This window comes from Spirillospora sp. NPDC048819 (genome assembly GCF_040650055.1).
Taxonomy (GTDB): Bacteria; Actinomycetota; Actinomycetes; order Streptosporangiales; family Streptosporangiaceae; genus Spirillospora.
The window spans coordinates 184,406-201,270 of sequence record NZ_JBEZGN010000004.1 but is presented as its reverse complement, the minus strand read 5'-3'; the positions used below and the strand labels follow the sequence as shown (position 1 = coordinate 201,270).

The following is a 16,865-nucleotide window of genomic DNA, read 5'->3' as shown; positions in this document are numbered from 1 at the left end:
CATGCGGATCGAGAACACCTTCACGGTGCCGATCCCGGTGGACGAGGCGTGGGCCGTCCTCCTCGACATCGAGCGGGTCGCTCCGTGCATGCCCGGCGCGACGCTCGAGTCGGTGGACGGCGACGCCTTCAGCGGCCGGGTCAAGGCGAAGGTCGGGCCCGTCACCCTCACCTACAAGGGACGTGCGGAGTTCACCTCGCGCGATCCCGCGTCCCACACGGCGACGCTCACGGCCAGGGGCAAGGACGTCCGCGGCGCCGGCACCGCCGCGGCCACGGTCACCATGCGGCTCGCGGCCGAAGGCGGGGCGACCCGCGTGGACGTCTGCTCCGACCTCGACATCACCGGACGGCCAGCGCAGCTCGGCCGCGGCGTCATGACCGACGTCGGCAACACGATCATCGGCCGGTTCGCGGACGCGCTGGCCGAGCAGATCACGAGCGAGCGCCCGGCGCCCGCGAAGGATCCCGCGGGCTCCGAGGACGCCATCGACCTGCTCGGGCTCGCGGGCGGGTCGCTGCTGAGGCGGATCCTCGCAGCGCTCGCGCGCCCGTTCAGGCGCTCACGCGCCGCACAGGAGAGGACCCCCTCATGACCTCCGCCACGACCGTCACCGAAGTGCGGACGGACTTCCTGTCCATTCCCCTCGACCGACCGCTCGTCACCGCCGCGTTCCCCATCCCGGCGATCGATACGGCGCTGGTGCGGGTGCGGACCCGCGGGGGGCACGAGGGCGTCGCGTGGAGCTTCGCGTTCGGCCGCGGCCGCGTCGCCGCCCTCGTCCGGTTCATCGAGGACCTCGGCGAGACGCTGGCCGGCCACGACGCCCTCGCCACCGAGGCGCACTGGCGGCGGATGTCGGACGCCTGCGGGTTCATCGGCCGCCGCGGCGTCGCCGCCCTCGCGATGTCCGCCCTGGACACCGCGTGCTGGGACATCGCGGGCCAGGCCGCCGGCCTGCCGGTGCACCGCCTACTCGGCGGGTACCGCAACCGGATCGAGACCTACGCCAGCCAGGGCCTGTGGCTCGACCGCACGGTCGACGAGCTGGCCGCGGAGGCGCGCGACCTCGTCGACCAGGGGTTCACCGCCGTCAAGATGCGGGCGGGGCTGCCCGACCAGTTCGAGGACGTTCTGCGCGTGCAGGCGGTGCGCGAGGCCATCGGCCCGGACGTGAAGCTGATGGTGGACGCCAACCAGGCGTGGGACCTCAAGCGGACGCTCACCGTGGCGCGGCTCCTGGAGGAGCACGATGTCTTCTGGCTGGAGGAACCCATCCCGCACGGCCGGGTGGACGACTACACCGCCGCCGCCGCGCGGCTCCCGATGCCGCTGTGCACGGGCGAGTCGAACTACTTCAAGGACGAGCTGCTGACACTCGCTCGCGGCCGGGCCGCCGACTACGTCATGCCCGACCTCATGCGGATGGGCGGCGTCACCGAGTGGATGAAGGCCGCGCACATCTGCGAGGGCTTCGGGCTGCCCGTCACGCCGCACCTGTTCATGGAGCACTCGGCGCATCTCGCCTGTGCCGCGCCGAACGCGGTCTGGCAGGAGTACCAGCCCTGGTGGCAGCCGATCATGGAGGAGCCGGTGCGGGTGGTGGACGGGCACATCGAGCTGTCCGACGAGCCCGGCTTCGGCATCCGGCTGTCCACGTCCGCCGTCGACGAGTACCGGATCTGAGGGACGGGCCGTGGCCATCCTCGACCTGCTCATCTCCGGCGGCACCGTCGTCACCGGCGGGGGCCGCCGCCGCGCCGACGTCGCCGTGCACGACGGCCGGATCGTCGGTCTCGGCCACGGCGGCGCGCCGGCGCGGCGGCGGGTGGACGCCTCCGGGCTGCTCCTGCTGCCCGGAGGCGTCGACGCCCACGTCCACCTGATGGACCCCGGCGCCACCGACCGGGAGGACTTCCCGCACGGCACCCGCGCCGCGGCGGCCGCCGGGACGACGACGATCATCGAACACGCGCACGGCGAGCCGGTCCGGACCGTCCGGGACCTGCGCGCGAAGATCGACCACCTGGACGGCCGCTCGAACGTGGACTTCGGCCTCGCCGCGCACGCATGGCCGGACGCCGAGGCGTACGTACGCCCCCTGTGGGAGGCGGGTGCGGCGTTCTTCAAGGTCTTCACCTGCACCACCCACGGCGTGCCGGGGCACGACACCGCGGCCCTGTGGCGGCACCTGCGCGCCACCGCCGAGGCCGGCGCGGTCAGCCTGCTGCACTGCGAGGACGAGTCGCTGACCGAGTCCGCCGGCGCGGTCCTGCGGGACGCGGGACGCCGTGACGGCGGGATCGTCCCGCAGTGGCGCAACCGGGAGGCCGAGGTCGTCGCGGCGATGGTGGCGGGGGTGCTCGTCCGCAAGGCGGGGGCGCGGGCGGCCGTCGCACACGTGAGCCATCCCGAGGTCGCCGAGTACCTCGGGCGGGAACGCGCGGCGGGGGCCCGCCTGTTCGCCGAGACCTGTCCCCAGTACCTGCTGCTGCGCGAGGACGAGGTTCTGGAGCACGGCGGGTTCCGCAAGTTCACGCCGCCCGCCCGCGCACGCCACGACCGTGACGAGGAGGCCCTGTGGGGGCTGCTCCGGGACGGCCCGCTCACCCACGTCTCGTCCGACCACGCGCCCTCCACCCGGGAGCAGAAGGCGTCGGGCGACATCTGGGACGTCCACTTCGGGCTGCCCGGCCTCGACACGACGATGCCCGCGCTGCTCGACGCCGCCGCCCGCCAGATGATCGCCTACGAGGACGTCGCGCGGCTGTACGCGGAGGTCCCGGCCCGCCTGTTCGGCCTGTGGCCGCGCAAGGGACGCATCGCGCCGGGATTCGACGCCGACATCGCGTTCGTCGACCCGTCCCGGGCCTGGACGGTCCGTGACTCCGGCGTCCGCTCCAAGGCCGGCTGGACGCCGTACGACGGCCGGACCTTCACCGGCCGGGTCGTCCGGACCTACCTGCGCGGCGAACTCGTCGCCGAGGACGGTCGGCCCGCCGACGCCCGCACCGGCCGATTCCTCCCCGGCCCCGGTCACCCGCCCCCCGGTCCCCCGGCCGGCCCGTGAAGGAGCGCGCCGTGAGTCCCGCGATCGCGGTCCTCATGCTGGTGACGCACACACCGGTCTTCGCCCCCGACGAGGTCGCGGTCCTCGACCGGCACACCGGCCGCGTCAGCACCGCCGCCGCGGCCGGCGGCCACCGCCGTTTCCTGTACGGACCACGCTGGGTACAGGTCGCCGCGCGGCGCGTCTGCGGTTTAGGCTCGGGGCATGACGAATCTCCCGGAGCGCGCAGGAACCCCCGCGACGCCGGAGATGCGCGCCGGTGACGCCGATCGCGAGCGGGTCGCGCAGGTGCTGCGGGACGCGGCGGGCGACGGGCGTCTGACCCTGGCCGAGCTGGACGAGCGGCTGGACGCGGTGTACGCGGCCAAGACGTACGGGGAGCTGGAGCCGCTCACCCGGGACCTGCCCGCGCCGGGCGCCGCGCCGCCGGCCGCACCGGTGGCCGGGGCGGACGCCTGGCGCCCGGTGGAGGGCGCGCCGTCCTGGAAGAGCGGCATCGGGATCATGAGCGGGTTCCGGCGGGCGGGCGTGTGGAACGTCCCCCGCAAATTCCGGGCGTTCGCGTTCTGGGGCGGCGGCAAGATCGACCTGCGGGAGGCGCGGTTCGACGGGCCGGAGACGACGATCCGGGCGCTGGCCGTCATGGGCGGCTTCGAGATCATCGTGCCGGACGACATCACCGTGCACGTCAAGGGGCTCGGGATCATGGGCGGGTTCGACCAGCGGGCGAGCGGCCCGGGCGTGCCCGGCGCGCCCACGGTGGTCGTCAAGGGCCTGGCGTTCTGGGGCGGCGTCGGGGTGAAGCGCCGCAAGTCGAGCCGGCAGAAGAAGCGCGAGAAGGAACTGAAGCAGGCCGAGGGCGACTAGCCGCCCGACTAGCCGTCGGCGATCCGATCCAGCCATTCGTTGAGCAGGGCCGCTTCAGTCGCCGTCAGGCGCGGTGGCGGGTCGGCGGTCAGGGCGGCGCGCAGGGCGACGGCGCGGGCGGACGCCGACGCGGTCCCGTTCTCCTTCCCGCCGGGTGAGACGGTGATCGCGCCGAGGATCGCCTCCCTCGTCCGGACCGACAGCTCGCCGTCGTCCTCGCCGGCGATGATCGCGAAGGTGACGCCGACCCCGGCCGCATGGATCATCCGGGCGGCGGTGTCGACGGGGACGCGCAGGCGGCCGGCGCGGGCGACGGCGCCGACGAGTCCGAGCAGGATGGCGTGCGCCTCGTCCGCGACGGGCGGCGTGCGGGACGTCCCGTACATGAGGGTGTAGAACGCGGGGTTCGTCCGGCCGTACTCGATGTGCAGGTCCCAGCCGCGGCGCAGGTCGTCGACCGGGTCGCCGGTGCCGTCCTGGGCGCGCTTGCTCGCCAGGTACTCCTCGAACCCGTACGCGGCGACGGCGTCGAACAGGCCGCGCTTGTCGCCGAAGTGGTGGTAGAGGGTCGGCGCCCCGACTCCGGCGGCCGTGCAGACGGCGCGTGTCGAGACCGGTTCGCCGTCGGCCTCGGTGAGCAGCCTGACGGCCGCCCGCAGGATCCGTGCCCGGGTGTCAGGGTCCTTCTGAGCAGTCACAACATCGATGTTACAGAAATTTGCCGAACATCGCTATGCATAGTCGTATAGCGCCGCTATGGTTGATGCCGTATCAACGCTATGCCCACTCATGGAAAGGGAGGCCTGCGATGCGCAGCGCACTTCTGTCCGCACCCGGCAAGCCGCTGGAGATCGTCGAGCGGGCGGTGCCCGAACCGGGCCCCGGCGAGATCCTGGTCAAGGTCACCGCGTGCGGGATGTGCTACTCCGAGGTCGGCCACCTGCGGGACCACTATCCGTTCGGGACGTTCCCGATCGTCCCCGGACACGAGATCAGCGGCGTCGTCGCCGCGCTCGGCGAGGGCGTCGAATGGCCCGAGCCCGGAACCCCGGTCGGCGCCGCATGGCCGTACGGGTCGTGCGGCCACTGCGACCAGTGCGTGCGCGGCGACCAGATCCTGTGCACCGGCGCACCGAGGCCCGTCACCGGCGTCAACCGCGACGGCGGCTACGCAGAGTACTTCCTGGGCCGCGCCGGGTTCGTCACCCCGCTGCCGGACGGTCTCGACCCCGTGGCGGGCGCGCCGCTGATGTGCGCCGGGATCACCGCGTTCAACGGGCTGCGGCAGGCCGGCACGGCCGCCGGGTCGAAGGTCGCCGTTCTCGGCACCGGCGGCGTCGGAACGATGGCGGCCCGGTTCGCCGCCGCGATGGGCGCCCGGGTCGCCGTGGTGTCCCGGTCGCACCGCGCCGAGGAGGAGGCGAGAACCTTCGGCGCCGAACTGTTCGTCGCGACCGCCGAGCAGGACCCGGCCGAGGCGCTGCGGGACTGGGGCGGCGCGGACGTGGTGGTGAACACCGCACCCGACACCGCCACGGGACTCGCCGCGTTCGGCGGCCTGCGCCCCGACGGGACCCTGCTCTACCTCGGCTTCGGCGCCGAGAACGTCAGCGTGCCCCCGGCGGCGCTCGTCGTGAACCGGCTGCGGGTGATGGGCGTACCGTCCGGGTCCCCGCACGACCTGCGCGACACCCTCGACTTCGCGGTGGCGCACGGGATCGTCCCCGAGGTCACGCCCGTCACGCTGGACGACGCGCCGCGCGTCCTCGCCGAGATGGACGAGGGCGTCCACCGGGGCCGCGCGGTCATCACGTTCGGTTGAGCAGGCACTCCTTCTGGGGGGACGGCCCCTGCATTCCCGGCCGGCGGCCTCCGCTCCGCTAGGGTCGCCGCTTCGGCCAGGGACGCGCCTGCTCGTAGGCGTGGCAGGCGGCCATCACCAGGGCGTCGGCGTGCCGGGCGCCGACGACCTGGAGTCCGATGGGCAGGCCGCCGGAGGTGAAGCCGCACGGCAGGTTCGCGGCGGGCTGCTGCGTCATGTTGAACGGGTAGGTGAACGGGGTCCAGCTCGTCCAGCGCGGGGACGGGGAACCCGGCGGGACCTCCAGCCCCGCCTCGAACGCCGCGATCGGCATCGTCGGGGTGAGCAGCAGGTCGTAGCGCTCGTGGAACAGGCCCATGATGCGGCCGAGCTCCATGCGGCGCGCCGTGGCGGTCAGGTACTCGCCGGCGGAGTAGCGGTCGCCCTGATCGCAGATCTCCCGCAGGCCCGGGTCGAGCCGCGCGCGGGCCTCGGGCGGCAGGTGCTCGACCACCTTGGCGGCGCCCGCGAACCACAGGACCTCGAACTCCTCGACGGGGTCGCCGAAACCCGGGTCGGCCAGCTCGACCTTCGCGCCCAGCTCGGCGAAGAACTCGGCGGCGGCCGCGACGGAGGCCGCGATCTCGGGATCGACCTTCGCGAACCCGAGGTCGGGGCTGAACGCGACGCGCAGGCCGGTCAGGTCGTCGAGGCCGGCCTCGCTGAACGGGACGTCGGGCGGCGGCAGCGACGACCAGTCGCGGCCGTCGGGGCCGCAGATCGCGTCGAGCAGCAGCGCCGCGTCCGCGACCGTGTTCGTCATCGGGCCGGTGTGCGCGAGCGTCCCGAACGGGCTCGCCGGGTAGTGCGGGATGCGGCCGTAGGTCGGCTTGATGGTGAAGGTGCCGGTGAACGCGGCGGGGATGCGCACCGAGCCGCCGCCGTCGGTGCCGAGGGCGAGCGGCGCCATGCCCGCCGCGACCGCCGCCGCCGCGCCGCCGCTCGACCCGCCCGGCGTGCGGGACGGGTCCCACGGGTTGCGGGTGACGCCGGTGAGCGGGTTGTCGGTCACGCCCTTCCACGCGAACTCGGGCGTGGTCGTCTTGCCGACGAACACCGCGCCCTGCTCGCGGAGGCGCGCGACGGATGGGGCGTCCTCGTCCCACGGGCCCGCCGGGTCGATGGTCGTGGAGCCGCGCAGCGTGGGCCAGCCGCGGGTGAGCAGGACGTCCTTGATGGAGACGGGCACGCCGTCCAGCGGCCCGAGCGCGGCGCCGCGCCGCCGCCGGTCGGCCGCGTCGCGTGCCATGGCGAGCGTGGTCTCCTCGTCGACGAGGCAGAACGCGTTGAGCTCGGGGTCGTCCCGCTCGATCCGGGCGAGGACCGCCTCGGCGGCCTCGACCGGGGAGAGCGTCCCGGCCTCGTACTCCTCCAGCAGCTCGGTCGCGGTCAGGTCGGCCGCGTCGGTCCCGGTCACCTCTGACTTGGTCACGGTCACTGCTACCCCCTCTGTGTCACCGGTGAGCCGGCCCCTTGCGGTGAACCCACGTAGCCGAGCCGCTTGTCCACGACGTTGCGCAGCGGGCGGCCGGACAGGTAGCGGTCGAAGTTGGCCGCGAACAGGCGGACCAGCTCGTCCCGCCAGCCGACCACGTCGCCGGACATGTGCGGGGAGACGACGACGTCCGGCATGGCCCACAGGGGCGACGACGCCGGGAGCGGCTCGTCCTCGAAGACGTCGAGCGCCGCGCCCGCGATGCGGCCCGCCCGCAGCGCCTCGACGAGGTCGGCCTCGTCCACCAGCTGGCCGCGCCCCACGTTGATCAGCCGCGCGGACGGCCGCATCCGGTCCAGCGCCGCGGCGTCGATCATGCCGCGGGTCTGCGGGGTGAGCGGAGCCGCCAGCACGACGTAGTCGGCTCCGGCGAGCGCCTCGTCCAGCCGCTCCATCGGGTGGACGAGCCCGAAGTCGGGGTCGGCGTCGCGGGCCGTGCGGCCGGCGCCGGACACGGCCAGGCCCGCGGCCGACAGCCGGCGGGCGATCGCGCGGCCGATCGGCCCGGTGCCGACGACCAGCGCGCGGGCGCCGGTGATCCGCTCGGTCTCGCGGTGCCGCCAGCGCCTCTCCCCCTGGAGCCGGACGGTCGTGTGCAGGTCCTTGGCGAACGTGAGCACCAGGCCGAGGACGTACTCTGCGATCGGCTCGTCGAAGACGCCGCGCGAGTTGGTGACGACCGCGTCGCTCTCGACGAGGCCGGGGAACAGCAGCCGGTCGACGCCCGCGCTCGCGATGTGCACCCAGCCCGGGCCGCCGGCGCGGGGCCAAGCCCCGGCGAGGGCGTCGGAGAGGAAGTCCCACATGAACAGGACGTCGGCGCCGGGAAGTGCCTCCGCGAGCTCTGACTCGCGCACGTAGCGGACGCGGGCGCGATGCTCGACGTCCGCCATGTCGCGCGGCGGGACGTCCCCGACGAGCACCACCACGTCGGGCGGTCCACCGGGTGCGGGCGGGACATGCTCCATCGGCGCCACTTTCAGGGAGTCCGGAGTTTATGTGAAGGGAACTCGGGGAGGCATTGACACGCTAGGATCGGTTCGTAGGATTGTCAACAATCAGCGCGGTGCACCGCGGCCCCGGTCACCGCACTGAGATCTCGTGTGCTGCAAGACCGTCGCAACCTGCCCACGCAAGGCCAGGACGGATCCCAGAGCGCTCTAACGGAAGAGTCCTTCGGGTGGCGACGCTCTCGCCCACCCCTGTTCACGGGGAGGTCCGGCATGCCCAAGCTCATGACCATCACTCTGGAGCGTCGCGGCGTGTCATGCGTCGCGGAGCTGCTGGAAAAGGACGCGCCGCGCACCTGCGAGGCCGTGTGGCGCTCCCTGCCCCTCGGCGGCGACGCGTACCACGCCAAGTACGCGCGCAACGAGGTGTACACGATGGTCGAGCGGTTCTCCGAGGACGAGGTCGGCCTTGAGAACCCCACCGTCACGCCGATCCCGGGCGACGTCGTCTACTTCTCCTTCGCCGGCGGCATGCTCGACCGGCGTTTCAAGGAGGAGAAGGGCATCCACGCGCTGCCCGGCGTCATCGACCTGGCGATCTTCTACGGGCGCAACAACCTGCTGCTCAACGGGGACGTCGGCTGGGTACCCGGCAACGTCTACGCGACGATCGTCGACGGGCTCGACCGCATGGCCGAGGCCTGCAACGACGTGTGGCGCTCCGGCGGCGTCGGCGAGCGCCTGGTCTACGACCGTGCTGACTCGTAGAGCGGTGGGCGCGCAGATGACGTTCGACCCAACGCTGGTCGTCGGCCCCGAACTGCTCGCCCAGCACGGCATCGGCGTGGTCGCCCCTTTCGACTTCGCCCTTGACCGCGAGCTGTGGCGGTGGACCCCCGACGACGTGTCCCTGTTCATGACCCGGCTGCCGTACGTGCCGGTGCCGGTCACCGTCGAGATGGCCTCCGCGCTGTCGGACCAGTCGATCGTCCGGCAGGCGACGCGGGACGTGCTCGCCCCCGAGCCGCTCGCCGTCGCCTACGCCTGCGCGTCGGGGAGCTTCATCGGCGGCAAGGCCGGCGAGCTGCGGCTGCACGAGTCGATGACGATGGCCGGCGCACCCGTGTCGACGACGACCTCGGGCGCGCTGGTGGAGTCGCTGCGGCTGCTCGACATCAGCCGGATCGCGGTCGTCACGCCGTACATAGACGCCGTCACCGAGCGGCTGGTGTCCTTTCTCGGCGAGTACGGCATCGAGGTGGTGTCGTCGGTCGGGATGGGGCTGCTCAGCCACATCTGGAAAGTCGGCTACGGCGAGATCGTGTCGGCGGTGTCGACGGTCGACGCCCCGGAGGCCGAGGCCGTCTTCATCAGCTGCACGAACGTGCCGACCTACGACATCATCGCCCCGCTGGAACAGATGATCGGCAAGCCGGTCCTGACCGCCAACCAGGTCACGATGTGCGCGGCGCTGCGCTCGATGGGCCGCTCCGCGGCCGGTCCCGGGCAGTCGCTCGTACAGCTGGCCCCGTCCACCGCCGCCTGATCGCCGATGATCCGCAAAGGTAGGATTGACGATTCCATGCACCAGAACGGGTTGCGCGCCGGGTTTCTCTATCCCGGCTACAGCGCTGAGGACGACTACCCCGCCATCGAGCGCGCCCTCGGCGGGGTGAGCCTTCCGGTCGTGCACACGCTGATGCGCGAGGACGCCCACAGGGTCGACGCCCTGCTGGACATCGGCGGCGCCGACGTGCTGGGCGACGGCGCCCGCACCCTGCGCGGGATGGGCGTCCAGGCCGCCGTGTGGGCCTGCACCAGCGGAAGCTTCGTGTTCGGCTGGGACGGCGCCGCGCAGCAGGTCGAGGGCGTCCGCGAGGCGGCGGGCGTTCCCGCGTCCAGCACGTCGTTCGCGTTCGTGAACGCCGCCCGCGCCCTCGGCGTGACGCGGGTCGCGGTCGCGGCGACGTACCCGGCCGACGTCGCGGAGCGGTTCGTCGCGTTCCTCGGCCGCGCCGGCATCGAGGTGGTGGCGCTGTCCTGCCGGGGCATCGTCACCGCCGCCGAGGTCGGCACCCTGGGCCGCGACGAGGTCCTCGCGTTCGTCGCCGCCAACGACCATCCGGACGCCGAGGCGGTGCTGGTGCCCGACACCGCGCTGCACACCGTGTCCTGGCTCGACAAGCTGGAGGCACGGGTCGGCAAGCCCGTGCTGACCGCCAATCAGGTGAGCGTGTGGGAGGGGCTGCGGCTCGCGTCCGGCCCCGGGGGACTCTCGCCGCGCACCGGGCTGGGCCGGCTCTTCGCCGTGCCCGCCACCGTCCCGCCGGATGTCTTCGAGCACCAACGAGATACCCGGCAGCTATGAGGAAAGGACCCGCGGCATGGGCCGATTGGGTGAGCTGGAACCCGTCCCCCGCAAGTCGACCGTCGAGATCGTCTCGGACGAGCTGCGCTCGGCGATCATGTACGGGTCGCTGGAGCCCGGCGCCCAGCTCGGCGAGGCCGAGCTGGCCGGCCGGCTAGGCATCAGCCGCGGCCCGCTGCGCGAGGCGATGCAGCGGCTCGTCCAGGAGGGACTGCTCGTCAGCGAGCCGCACCGCGGGCTCTTCGTGATCACGCTGGACGAGGGGGACGTCGAGGACGTCTACCTCGCCCGGCTCGCGATCGAGCGGGAGGCCTGCCAGCTCATCATGGAGCGCAACCGCGGTGAGGCGGTCGCCCGGCTCACCGAGGCCCTGGAGGCGCTCGTCGACGCGGCGAGCGAACGCGACCGGGTCGCGATGAGCGACGCCGACCAGGCGTTCCACGAGGTGCTGGTCAGCTCGTCCGGCAGCCCGCGCCTCGAGCGGATGGCGCACACGCTGCTGGTGGAGACCCGCATGTGCCTGAACGCGCTGCAGGACACCTACCCGGAGCCGTCCGAGCTCGTCGAGGAGCATTCGCGGCTGGTCGACGCGATCGGCGACGGCGAGGAGGAGCGGCTGCTGACGCTCATCGAGGAGCACATGACCGACTCCATCGACCGCCTCCGCGTCTCCTAGCCGCGACATTCGCGGCGGCGGGCCCCCTCGGCGCTGGACATCCGGGCCGAGGGGCACCTACATTGCAGATTGTCGACAATCTACCGAAGGCACCGGAGGGACGACGTATGGCGAAGCTGTCACCCCTGCTCAAGCAGGCCACCCCCGTCCTGGCCGCGCGCGGCGAGGGCGTCTACCTGTACGACACCGACGGCCGCCGGCACCTGGACTTCACCGCGGGCATCGGCGTCACGGGCACGGGCCACTGCCACCCGCGCGTGGTCGAGGCGGCGCAGCGTCAGGTCGGCACGCTGATCCACGGCCAGTACACGACGGTCATGCACGAGCCGCTGCTGCGGCTCACCGACGCGCTCGGCGAGGTGCTGCCGTCCGGCCTGGACTCGCTGTTCTTCCTCAACAGCGGCAGCGAGGCCGTCGAGGCGTCCATCCGGCTGGCCCGGCACGCCACCGGCCGGCAGAACATCGTCGTCTTCCACGGCTCCTTCCACGGCCGGACGATGGGGGCCGCCGCGCTGACCACCGCGGGCACCAAGTTCCGCGCCGGGATCGGCCCGCTGATGCCGGGCGCCGCCATCGCGCCGTTCCCGCAGGCGTACCGGTACGGCTGGGACGAGGAGGAGGCCACCCGGTTCGCGCTGCGCGAGCTGGACTACCTGCTCGTCACCGCGAGCCCCGCGTCCGACACGGCCGCGTTCATCGTCGAGCCCGTCCTCGGCGAGGGCGGTTACATCCCCGCCCCGGACGGTTTCCTGGAGGGCCTGCGCGAGCGCGCCGACCGGCACGGCATCCTGCTCATCATGGACGAGGTGCAGACCGGGTTCGGGCGGACCGGCCGGTTCTGGGGGCACGAGCACTCCGCCGCGCGTCCCGACGTCCTCATCACCGCCAAGGGGCTGGCCAGCGGGTTCCCGCTGTCGGCGATCGCGGCGCCGGCCGAGCTGATGGAGAAGGCCCGTCCCGGCTCGCAGGGCGGCACCTACGGCGGCAACGCCGTCGCCTGCGCCGCCGCGCTCGCCACGCTCGAGGTCATCCAGGACGAGGACCTCGTCGGCAACGCCGCCCGGCAGGGCGCGCGGCTGAACGACGGCCTCCGCAAGGTCGCCGCCGACCACCCGGAGATCGGCGACGTGCGCGGGCTCGGGCTCATGCAGGCCAGCGAGTTCACCGCGCCCGGCGGCGAGCCCGACGCGGCCGCCGCGCAGCGGGCGCACACGGCGGCGACCGAGCGCGGGCTCCTGCTGCTGACCTGCGGCGCGTACGGCAACGTCGTCCGGATGATCCCGCCGCTGATCGTCACCGAGTCGCAGATCGACGACGCCCTCGGCCTCTGGTCGCAGTCCGTCGCGGACGCGGTCGGCTGAGCCGCCTCGGACGCGGAACGGCGCCCGGCGGCGAAGGGGGAGGCCGCCGGGCGCCGTCGTGTCCGCAGAAGGTCAGCCGAGCGGGTTCGCGCAGTCGATGGGCCAGTACGGGCCCCAGATGTCGAGCGAGTGCAGCACGAACTTGATCATCACCGGGTCGAAGTTGATGCCGACGTGCGCGCTGGTGTCGTTCGGGCACTTGTCCTGGAGCAGGACGTTGTGCGCGTTGGAGCCGTTGAGGAACGCCGAGGTGTAGGGCGTGACGACCTCGTCGTACTTGGTGGCGAGCACGATGTACTCCGGGCCGGGCACGGTGTCGCCGCCCTCGTTGAGCTTCTTCAGGAAGTCCGAGCCGACGATCTGCTGGCCCGCCGCGGGCGCGGCCTTCACGATCGCCTGCGTGATGCCGAGCAGGCGGCCCAGCTCCACCAGCCCGGACGCGTTCGTCCCGTGGTTGGACGGGACGATCCCCACGAGCTTGTTGACCTTCGCGGCCCCGTTCAGGAACTTCATGTAGTACCGCGGCATCATGCCGCCCTGCGAGTGCCCGACGATGTCGACCTTGGACGCCCCCGTCGATTCGAGCACCCGGTCGACGAACGCCGACAGTTCCCCGGCCGATTGGGGAATGTCATAGATCCCCTGGATCGGGCCGTCCTGCGGGCCGCCGTAATTGAGGGCGTAGACGCAGTATCCGGCCTTCTTCAGCTCCGGCGAGAGTTTCTGCCAGTTGAACGCCATGTTCTCGAACGTCCCGTGCACGAGCACGACCGGCCGGGGATGCCAGAACGACGGCCGGCAGTTCCAGTCGTTCGCCCCCTCCGGACTCGTCTCGGCGTGGGCGGGCGCGGTGATGCCGGTCGTGCCCAGTACCGCGGCCGCCGCCGCCGCGATGACCGCCAATGATCGGAGCCGCCTGAATCGCATGCGCATCTCCCTAATGCGGGCACACCGAAAATAGACCGCGACCCGGATGGGCGGGTCCGGCCCCTCATCGCCGTGCCGGTCGGGGTGGAGTGCCCATAACGTACGGCCGCTTTCCGGCCCGGTCTTGTGCGACGGCCGCCGGTTACCGGGGCGGAATTGTCAAACGACTCACAATCGGATCAGCCCGCATATCGCTTGACCAGGGCTTGGGACCGGCTCAGGCCTGGGCCACCGCGCCTTCCTTGAAGAGGGTCTCGGCGTCGTCGAAGCCGAGGTCGTCCAGGACGGCGCGGGTCTGGCCGCCGGGGAGGGCGGGGACGCCGTCGGTCTCGGGGGCGGTCCGGGAGAAGCGCGGGGCGGGGGCGGGCTGCGGGTGGCCGGCCAGTTCGGGGAAGACGTCGCGGGCCGTGTTGTAGGGGTGCTCGGCGGCCTCGGCCATGGACAGGACGGGCGCCACGCAGGCGTCGCTGGGGACGAAGATCTCCGTCCATTCGTCGCGGGTCTTCGTGCGGAAGACGGCGGCGAAGCGGTCGCGGAGGGCGGGCCAGCCGGCACGGTCGTGCTGGGAGGGGAGGTCCTCGCCTTCGAGGCCGGCGAGGCGGAGGAACTCGGCGTAGAACTGGGGCTCGATCGCGCCGACGGCCATGTGGCGGCCGTCGGAGGTCTCGTAGACGTCGTACCAGGGAGCGCCGGTGTCGAGCATGTTGACGCCGCGGCGGTCCTCCCACAGGCCGCCGCGGAGGAAGCCGTGGATGAAGGTGGACAGGTGCGCGGCGCCGTCCACGATGGCGGTGTCGACGACCTGGCCGCGCCCGCTCGTCTTGGACTCCAGCAGGGCGGACAGGACGCCGACGACGAGGTACATGCTGCCGCCCGCGAAGTCGCCGAGGAGGTTCATCGGGACCTGCGGCGGGCCGCCGGCGCGGCCGATCGCGTGCAGGGTGCCGGTGATGGCGATGTAGGCGACGTCGTGGCCGGCGGTGTGGGAGAGCGGCCCCTCCTGGCCCCAGCCGGTCATCCGGCCGTAGACGAGCCCCGGGTTGCGGGCGAGGCAGTCGTCCGGGCCGAGGCCGAGCCGCTCGGTGACGCCGGGCCGGAACCCTTCGAGGAGGACGTCGGACTTCTCGACCAGGCGGAGGACGACCTCCTTGCCCTTCTCGCTCTTGAGGTCGATCGCGATCGAGCGTTTGCCGCGGTTGCTGAAGTCGGTGCCGCCGGTCGCCTCGCCGGCCCTGACCGCGGAGGCGCGGTCGACGCGGATCACATCGGCGCCGAGGTCGGCGAGCAGCATCGCGGCGAACGGCCCCGGCCCGATACCGGCCAGCTCGATCACCCGTACTCCGGACAGCGGCCCCTGGCCCATGTGCGACTCCCTGAATCTCGTTCGGTCCCCCTAGTGTGCACGATGAACGTAAGCGCGCGCTGACCCGGCCCGCCGCTACCGGGCGGTGAGTTCCACGGGGGTGTCCCTGGAGCCGGTGGCGGTGAGGAGGCGTTTCCTCGTGGTGGGGCGGCGGACGCCCTCCGCGTGCGGGACGAGGCCGCGCCCGGCGGCGGCCAGGTAGTACCAGCGGCCGGACGGGGACCGCCACCACGTTCCGCTCACGGGGCGGCGTGCGTCGCAGAGGCCGGTCGCGCGGTCCTCCGCGGCGAGCAGCGCGGCGCGGGCGGTCGCGGCGCCGCCGGAATGGGTCAGCCGGGTGCAGAACCAGTCGGCGCGCTTCCCGCCGTGCGGCAGCTTCCCGGACCAGAAGTTCCACGCCATCGCCTCGGAGACCGGGCGGTCCGGCCGGGGCGTCAGGCAGGCCAGGCGGTTCCAGAACTCCCGCGCCTTCTCGCCCAGGCGGTCCGGCGGGCCGGCCGGGCCCGGCCGGTGGGCGGGCGAGTGGTAGGTGAGGACGGCGGCGCGCGGGCCGCCCAGGTCGCCGACCGTCCTGGACCCCAGGTGGAAGAGCGGGCCGCGGCCGCAGCCGGTCCGGGCGCGGGTGGGGGCGGTCACGCCGTCCGAGGTCGCGAGGCGATCCCCGGTGAGGGTCTCCGGGCGGGTGTCCCAGGGAGCGAGAAGGTAGCGTCCGCCGCCGAGCGCGATCGGGGCGGACGGGTCCTCGCCGGCTTCGAGGACCTCCAGGGCATCGCCGGGCGTGTAGCGGGCCAGGCGGCCGCCATCCCGCATCAGGGCGACGGGCGCGCCGTCGACGCGGCCCGCGTAGAGGAGCTGCGCGACGCCGGCGGCGCGGCGGCCGGCCGGCGCGTCCGCCCAGGCGCCGGCGGCGCGTCCGGTGAACGCCCGGTCTCGGGCGAGGTCCCCGCGGGCCGGCCAGGCGTCGAGGGTGCGGGCGCCGCGCGTCCAGGCGTCCGGGGCGGCCGAGACGAGACGCAGGCCGGGCGTGCGGGGATCGTCGTGCTCCGTCATGACCAGCGCGCAGACCAGCGCGACGGTGAGGACGGCGGCGGTGGCGAGCGGCAGCACCGAGCGGTTGCGGACGGGACGCAGCAGCGCGGGCTCGAACCGTCCGGTGCGCCGGACGGGCGGCGGCGTGACGGCGTCGGCCGCGCGGATCACCGGCCAGGGGTCGCGGACGCGCAGCTCGACCAGCTGGTCGTGGACCGCGTAGCGGGGCAGTCCCTCGATGTGGCGCAGGACGTAGGCGACGCGGACGTGCGGATGTAGCCGGGCCAGCGCCGCGGTGAGCGCCGGGTCGGGCAGCCGCGCGGGCAGCGCGCGCAGCCAGGGGCCGAGGCCGATGTGCAGCCGCCGGGAGGGACGCAGCGCCCTGCGGAGCACCCGGGTGCGGCGGCGGGCGAGCCCGGCGGGCGAGCGGTCCCGGGCGCCGCGCGCGCTGGTGTCCACGATCCGGCGCGCGATCGCCAGCCGGTAGACGCGCTTTCCCGTGCCGGGAAGAACGAAGTACGCCATCCGGACAAGGTCGCCATAAGCCGATTTCGAGATCGGCGATTCCGATTCCGTGCGCGTATTCGTCAGGACATCTTCCGTCACGGCTGGCCACTCCCTCTGGGCCGTTCTCTCGTCGCGAACCCCGAGGTTAAGCCGCTTCCCGGCGGGAGCGAGGCGAAATTGGAACAACGATTAATCAGGCGATTGGATATGTCACCCTATTTCCGTACTGGGGGCGGCGCGGGGAGGGCGGGCCGCGGCGGTCCGGCGAGACCAGCCTCGCCCGATTCCTCCCCGTACTACGCTGTTGACCTCCGGGGGAACCTCCCCGGGCCGCAGGACATCGAATGATCGCGCCCCCGCCGCGACCCGGACGAGCAACCGAGAAGGATCC

General features: G+C 73.1%; 16 protein-coding genes. 10 read left to right on the top strand and 6 right to left on the bottom strand.

From position 1 onward, the window contains the following. Position 1: 1 nt before the first annotated feature. From AB0C35_RS08775 to AB0C35_RS08760, 4 genes are all read left to right on the top strand, one after another. Positions 2–595 (top strand): SRPBCC family protein, encoded by a 594-nt coding sequence (locus AB0C35_RS08775; RefSeq protein ID WP_358452168.1) that lies wholly within the window; start codon positions 2–4, stop codon positions 593–595. Next, positions 592–1,686 (top strand): mandelate racemase/muconate lactonizing enzyme family protein, encoded by a 1,095-nt coding sequence (locus tag AB0C35_RS08770; RefSeq protein WP_358452166.1) that lies wholly within the window; start codon positions 592–594, stop codon positions 1,684–1,686. Before AB0C35_RS08775 ends, AB0C35_RS08770 begins: the two co-directional genes overlap by 4 nt. Before the next feature lie 10 nt (positions 1,687–1,696). Next, complete coding sequence (locus AB0C35_RS08765; protein WP_358452164.1) at positions 1,697–3,070, top strand: dihydroorotase family protein; 1,374 nt, start codon at positions 1,697–1,699, stop codon at positions 3,068–3,070. A 204-nt stretch (positions 3,071–3,274) separates the two neighbouring features. After that, positions 3,275–3,937 (top strand): DUF1707 domain-containing protein, encoded by a 663-nt coding sequence (locus AB0C35_RS08760; protein ID WP_358452162.1) that lies wholly within the window; start codon positions 3,275–3,277, stop codon positions 3,935–3,937. A gap of 8 nt (positions 3,938–3,945) precedes the next feature. Here AB0C35_RS08760 and AB0C35_RS08755 read toward each other — a convergent pair whose 3' ends face one another. After that, positions 3,946–4,635, bottom strand: a complete 690-nt coding sequence (locus AB0C35_RS08755; RefSeq protein ID WP_358452160.1) for a TetR/AcrR family transcriptional regulator — start codon at positions 4,633–4,635, stop codon at positions 3,946–3,948. 110 nt (positions 4,636–4,745) lie between these two features. Here AB0C35_RS08755 and AB0C35_RS08750 point away from each other — a divergent pair, with 110 nt between their 5' ends. Then, positions 4,746–5,759, top strand: a complete 1,014-nt coding sequence (locus AB0C35_RS08750; protein ID WP_358452158.1) for an alcohol dehydrogenase catalytic domain-containing protein — start codon at positions 4,746–4,748, stop codon at positions 5,757–5,759. A 58-nt stretch (positions 5,760–5,817) separates the two neighbouring features. Here the strand turns inward: AB0C35_RS08750 and AB0C35_RS08745 are convergent, their stop codons facing one another. Both AB0C35_RS08745 and AB0C35_RS08740 read right to left on the bottom strand, forming a co-directional pair. Further along, positions 5,818–7,230 (bottom strand): amidase, encoded by a 1,413-nt coding sequence (locus tag AB0C35_RS08745; protein WP_358452157.1) that lies wholly within the window; start codon positions 7,228–7,230, stop codon positions 5,818–5,820. An 8-nt stretch (positions 7,231–7,238) separates the two neighbouring features. After that, complete coding sequence (locus AB0C35_RS08740) at positions 7,239–8,186, bottom strand: D-2-hydroxyacid dehydrogenase (protein ID WP_358452429.1); 948 nt, start codon at positions 8,184–8,186, stop codon at positions 7,239–7,241. A 342-nt stretch (positions 8,187–8,528) separates the two neighbouring features. Here AB0C35_RS08740 and AB0C35_RS08735 point away from each other — a divergent pair, with 342 nt between their 5' ends. From AB0C35_RS08735 to AB0C35_RS08715, 5 genes are all read left to right on the top strand, one after another. Next, positions 8,529–9,011 (top strand): DUF3830 family protein, encoded by a 483-nt coding sequence (locus tag AB0C35_RS08735; protein ID WP_358452427.1) that lies wholly within the window; start codon positions 8,529–8,531, stop codon positions 9,009–9,011. Between the two features lie 16 nt (positions 9,012–9,027). Next, positions 9,028–9,789 (top strand): Asp/Glu racemase, encoded by a 762-nt coding sequence (locus AB0C35_RS08730; RefSeq protein ID WP_358452156.1) that lies wholly within the window; start codon positions 9,028–9,030, stop codon positions 9,787–9,789. A gap of 36 nt (positions 9,790–9,825) precedes the next feature. Next, the gene (locus tag AB0C35_RS08725; RefSeq protein WP_358452155.1) at positions 9,826–10,611 is read left to right on the top strand and encodes a maleate cis-trans isomerase; all 786 of its coding nucleotides are present in this window, start codon (positions 9,826–9,828) and stop codon (positions 10,609–10,611) included. Between the two features lie 16 nt (positions 10,612–10,627). Next, positions 10,628–11,287 (top strand): GntR family transcriptional regulator, encoded by a 660-nt coding sequence (locus tag AB0C35_RS08720; RefSeq protein WP_358452154.1) that lies wholly within the window; start codon positions 10,628–10,630, stop codon positions 11,285–11,287. A gap of 107 nt (positions 11,288–11,394) precedes the next feature. Continuing rightward, positions 11,395–12,648 carry an aminotransferase class III-fold pyridoxal phosphate-dependent enzyme gene (locus tag AB0C35_RS08715; RefSeq protein WP_358452153.1) on the top strand — a complete coding sequence of 418 codons (1,254 nt, stop codon included), beginning with the start codon at positions 11,395–11,397 and terminating at the stop codon, positions 12,646–12,648. A 72-nt stretch (positions 12,649–12,720) separates the two neighbouring features. On the opposite strand, the gene AB0C35_RS08710 is transcribed toward AB0C35_RS08715, so the two are convergent. From AB0C35_RS08710 to AB0C35_RS08700, 3 genes are all read right to left on the bottom strand, one after another. After that, positions 12,721–13,575 carry an alpha/beta fold hydrolase gene (locus AB0C35_RS08710; RefSeq protein ID WP_358452152.1) on the bottom strand — a complete coding sequence of 285 codons (855 nt, stop codon included), beginning with the start codon at positions 13,573–13,575 and terminating at the stop codon, positions 12,721–12,723. Between the two features lie 217 nt (positions 13,576–13,792). Next, positions 13,793–14,938, bottom strand: coding sequence for a CaiB/BaiF CoA-transferase family protein (locus AB0C35_RS08705; RefSeq protein ID WP_358452151.1), 1,146 nt, complete (start codon positions 14,936–14,938; stop codon positions 13,793–13,795). Positions 14,939–15,013: 75 nt separating this feature from the next. Beyond that, a complete protein-coding gene (locus tag AB0C35_RS08700) occupies positions 15,014–16,492 on the bottom strand; it encodes a hypothetical protein (protein WP_358452150.1) in 1,479 nt (492 codons plus the stop codon). Positions 16,493–16,865: the final 373 nt, after the last annotated feature.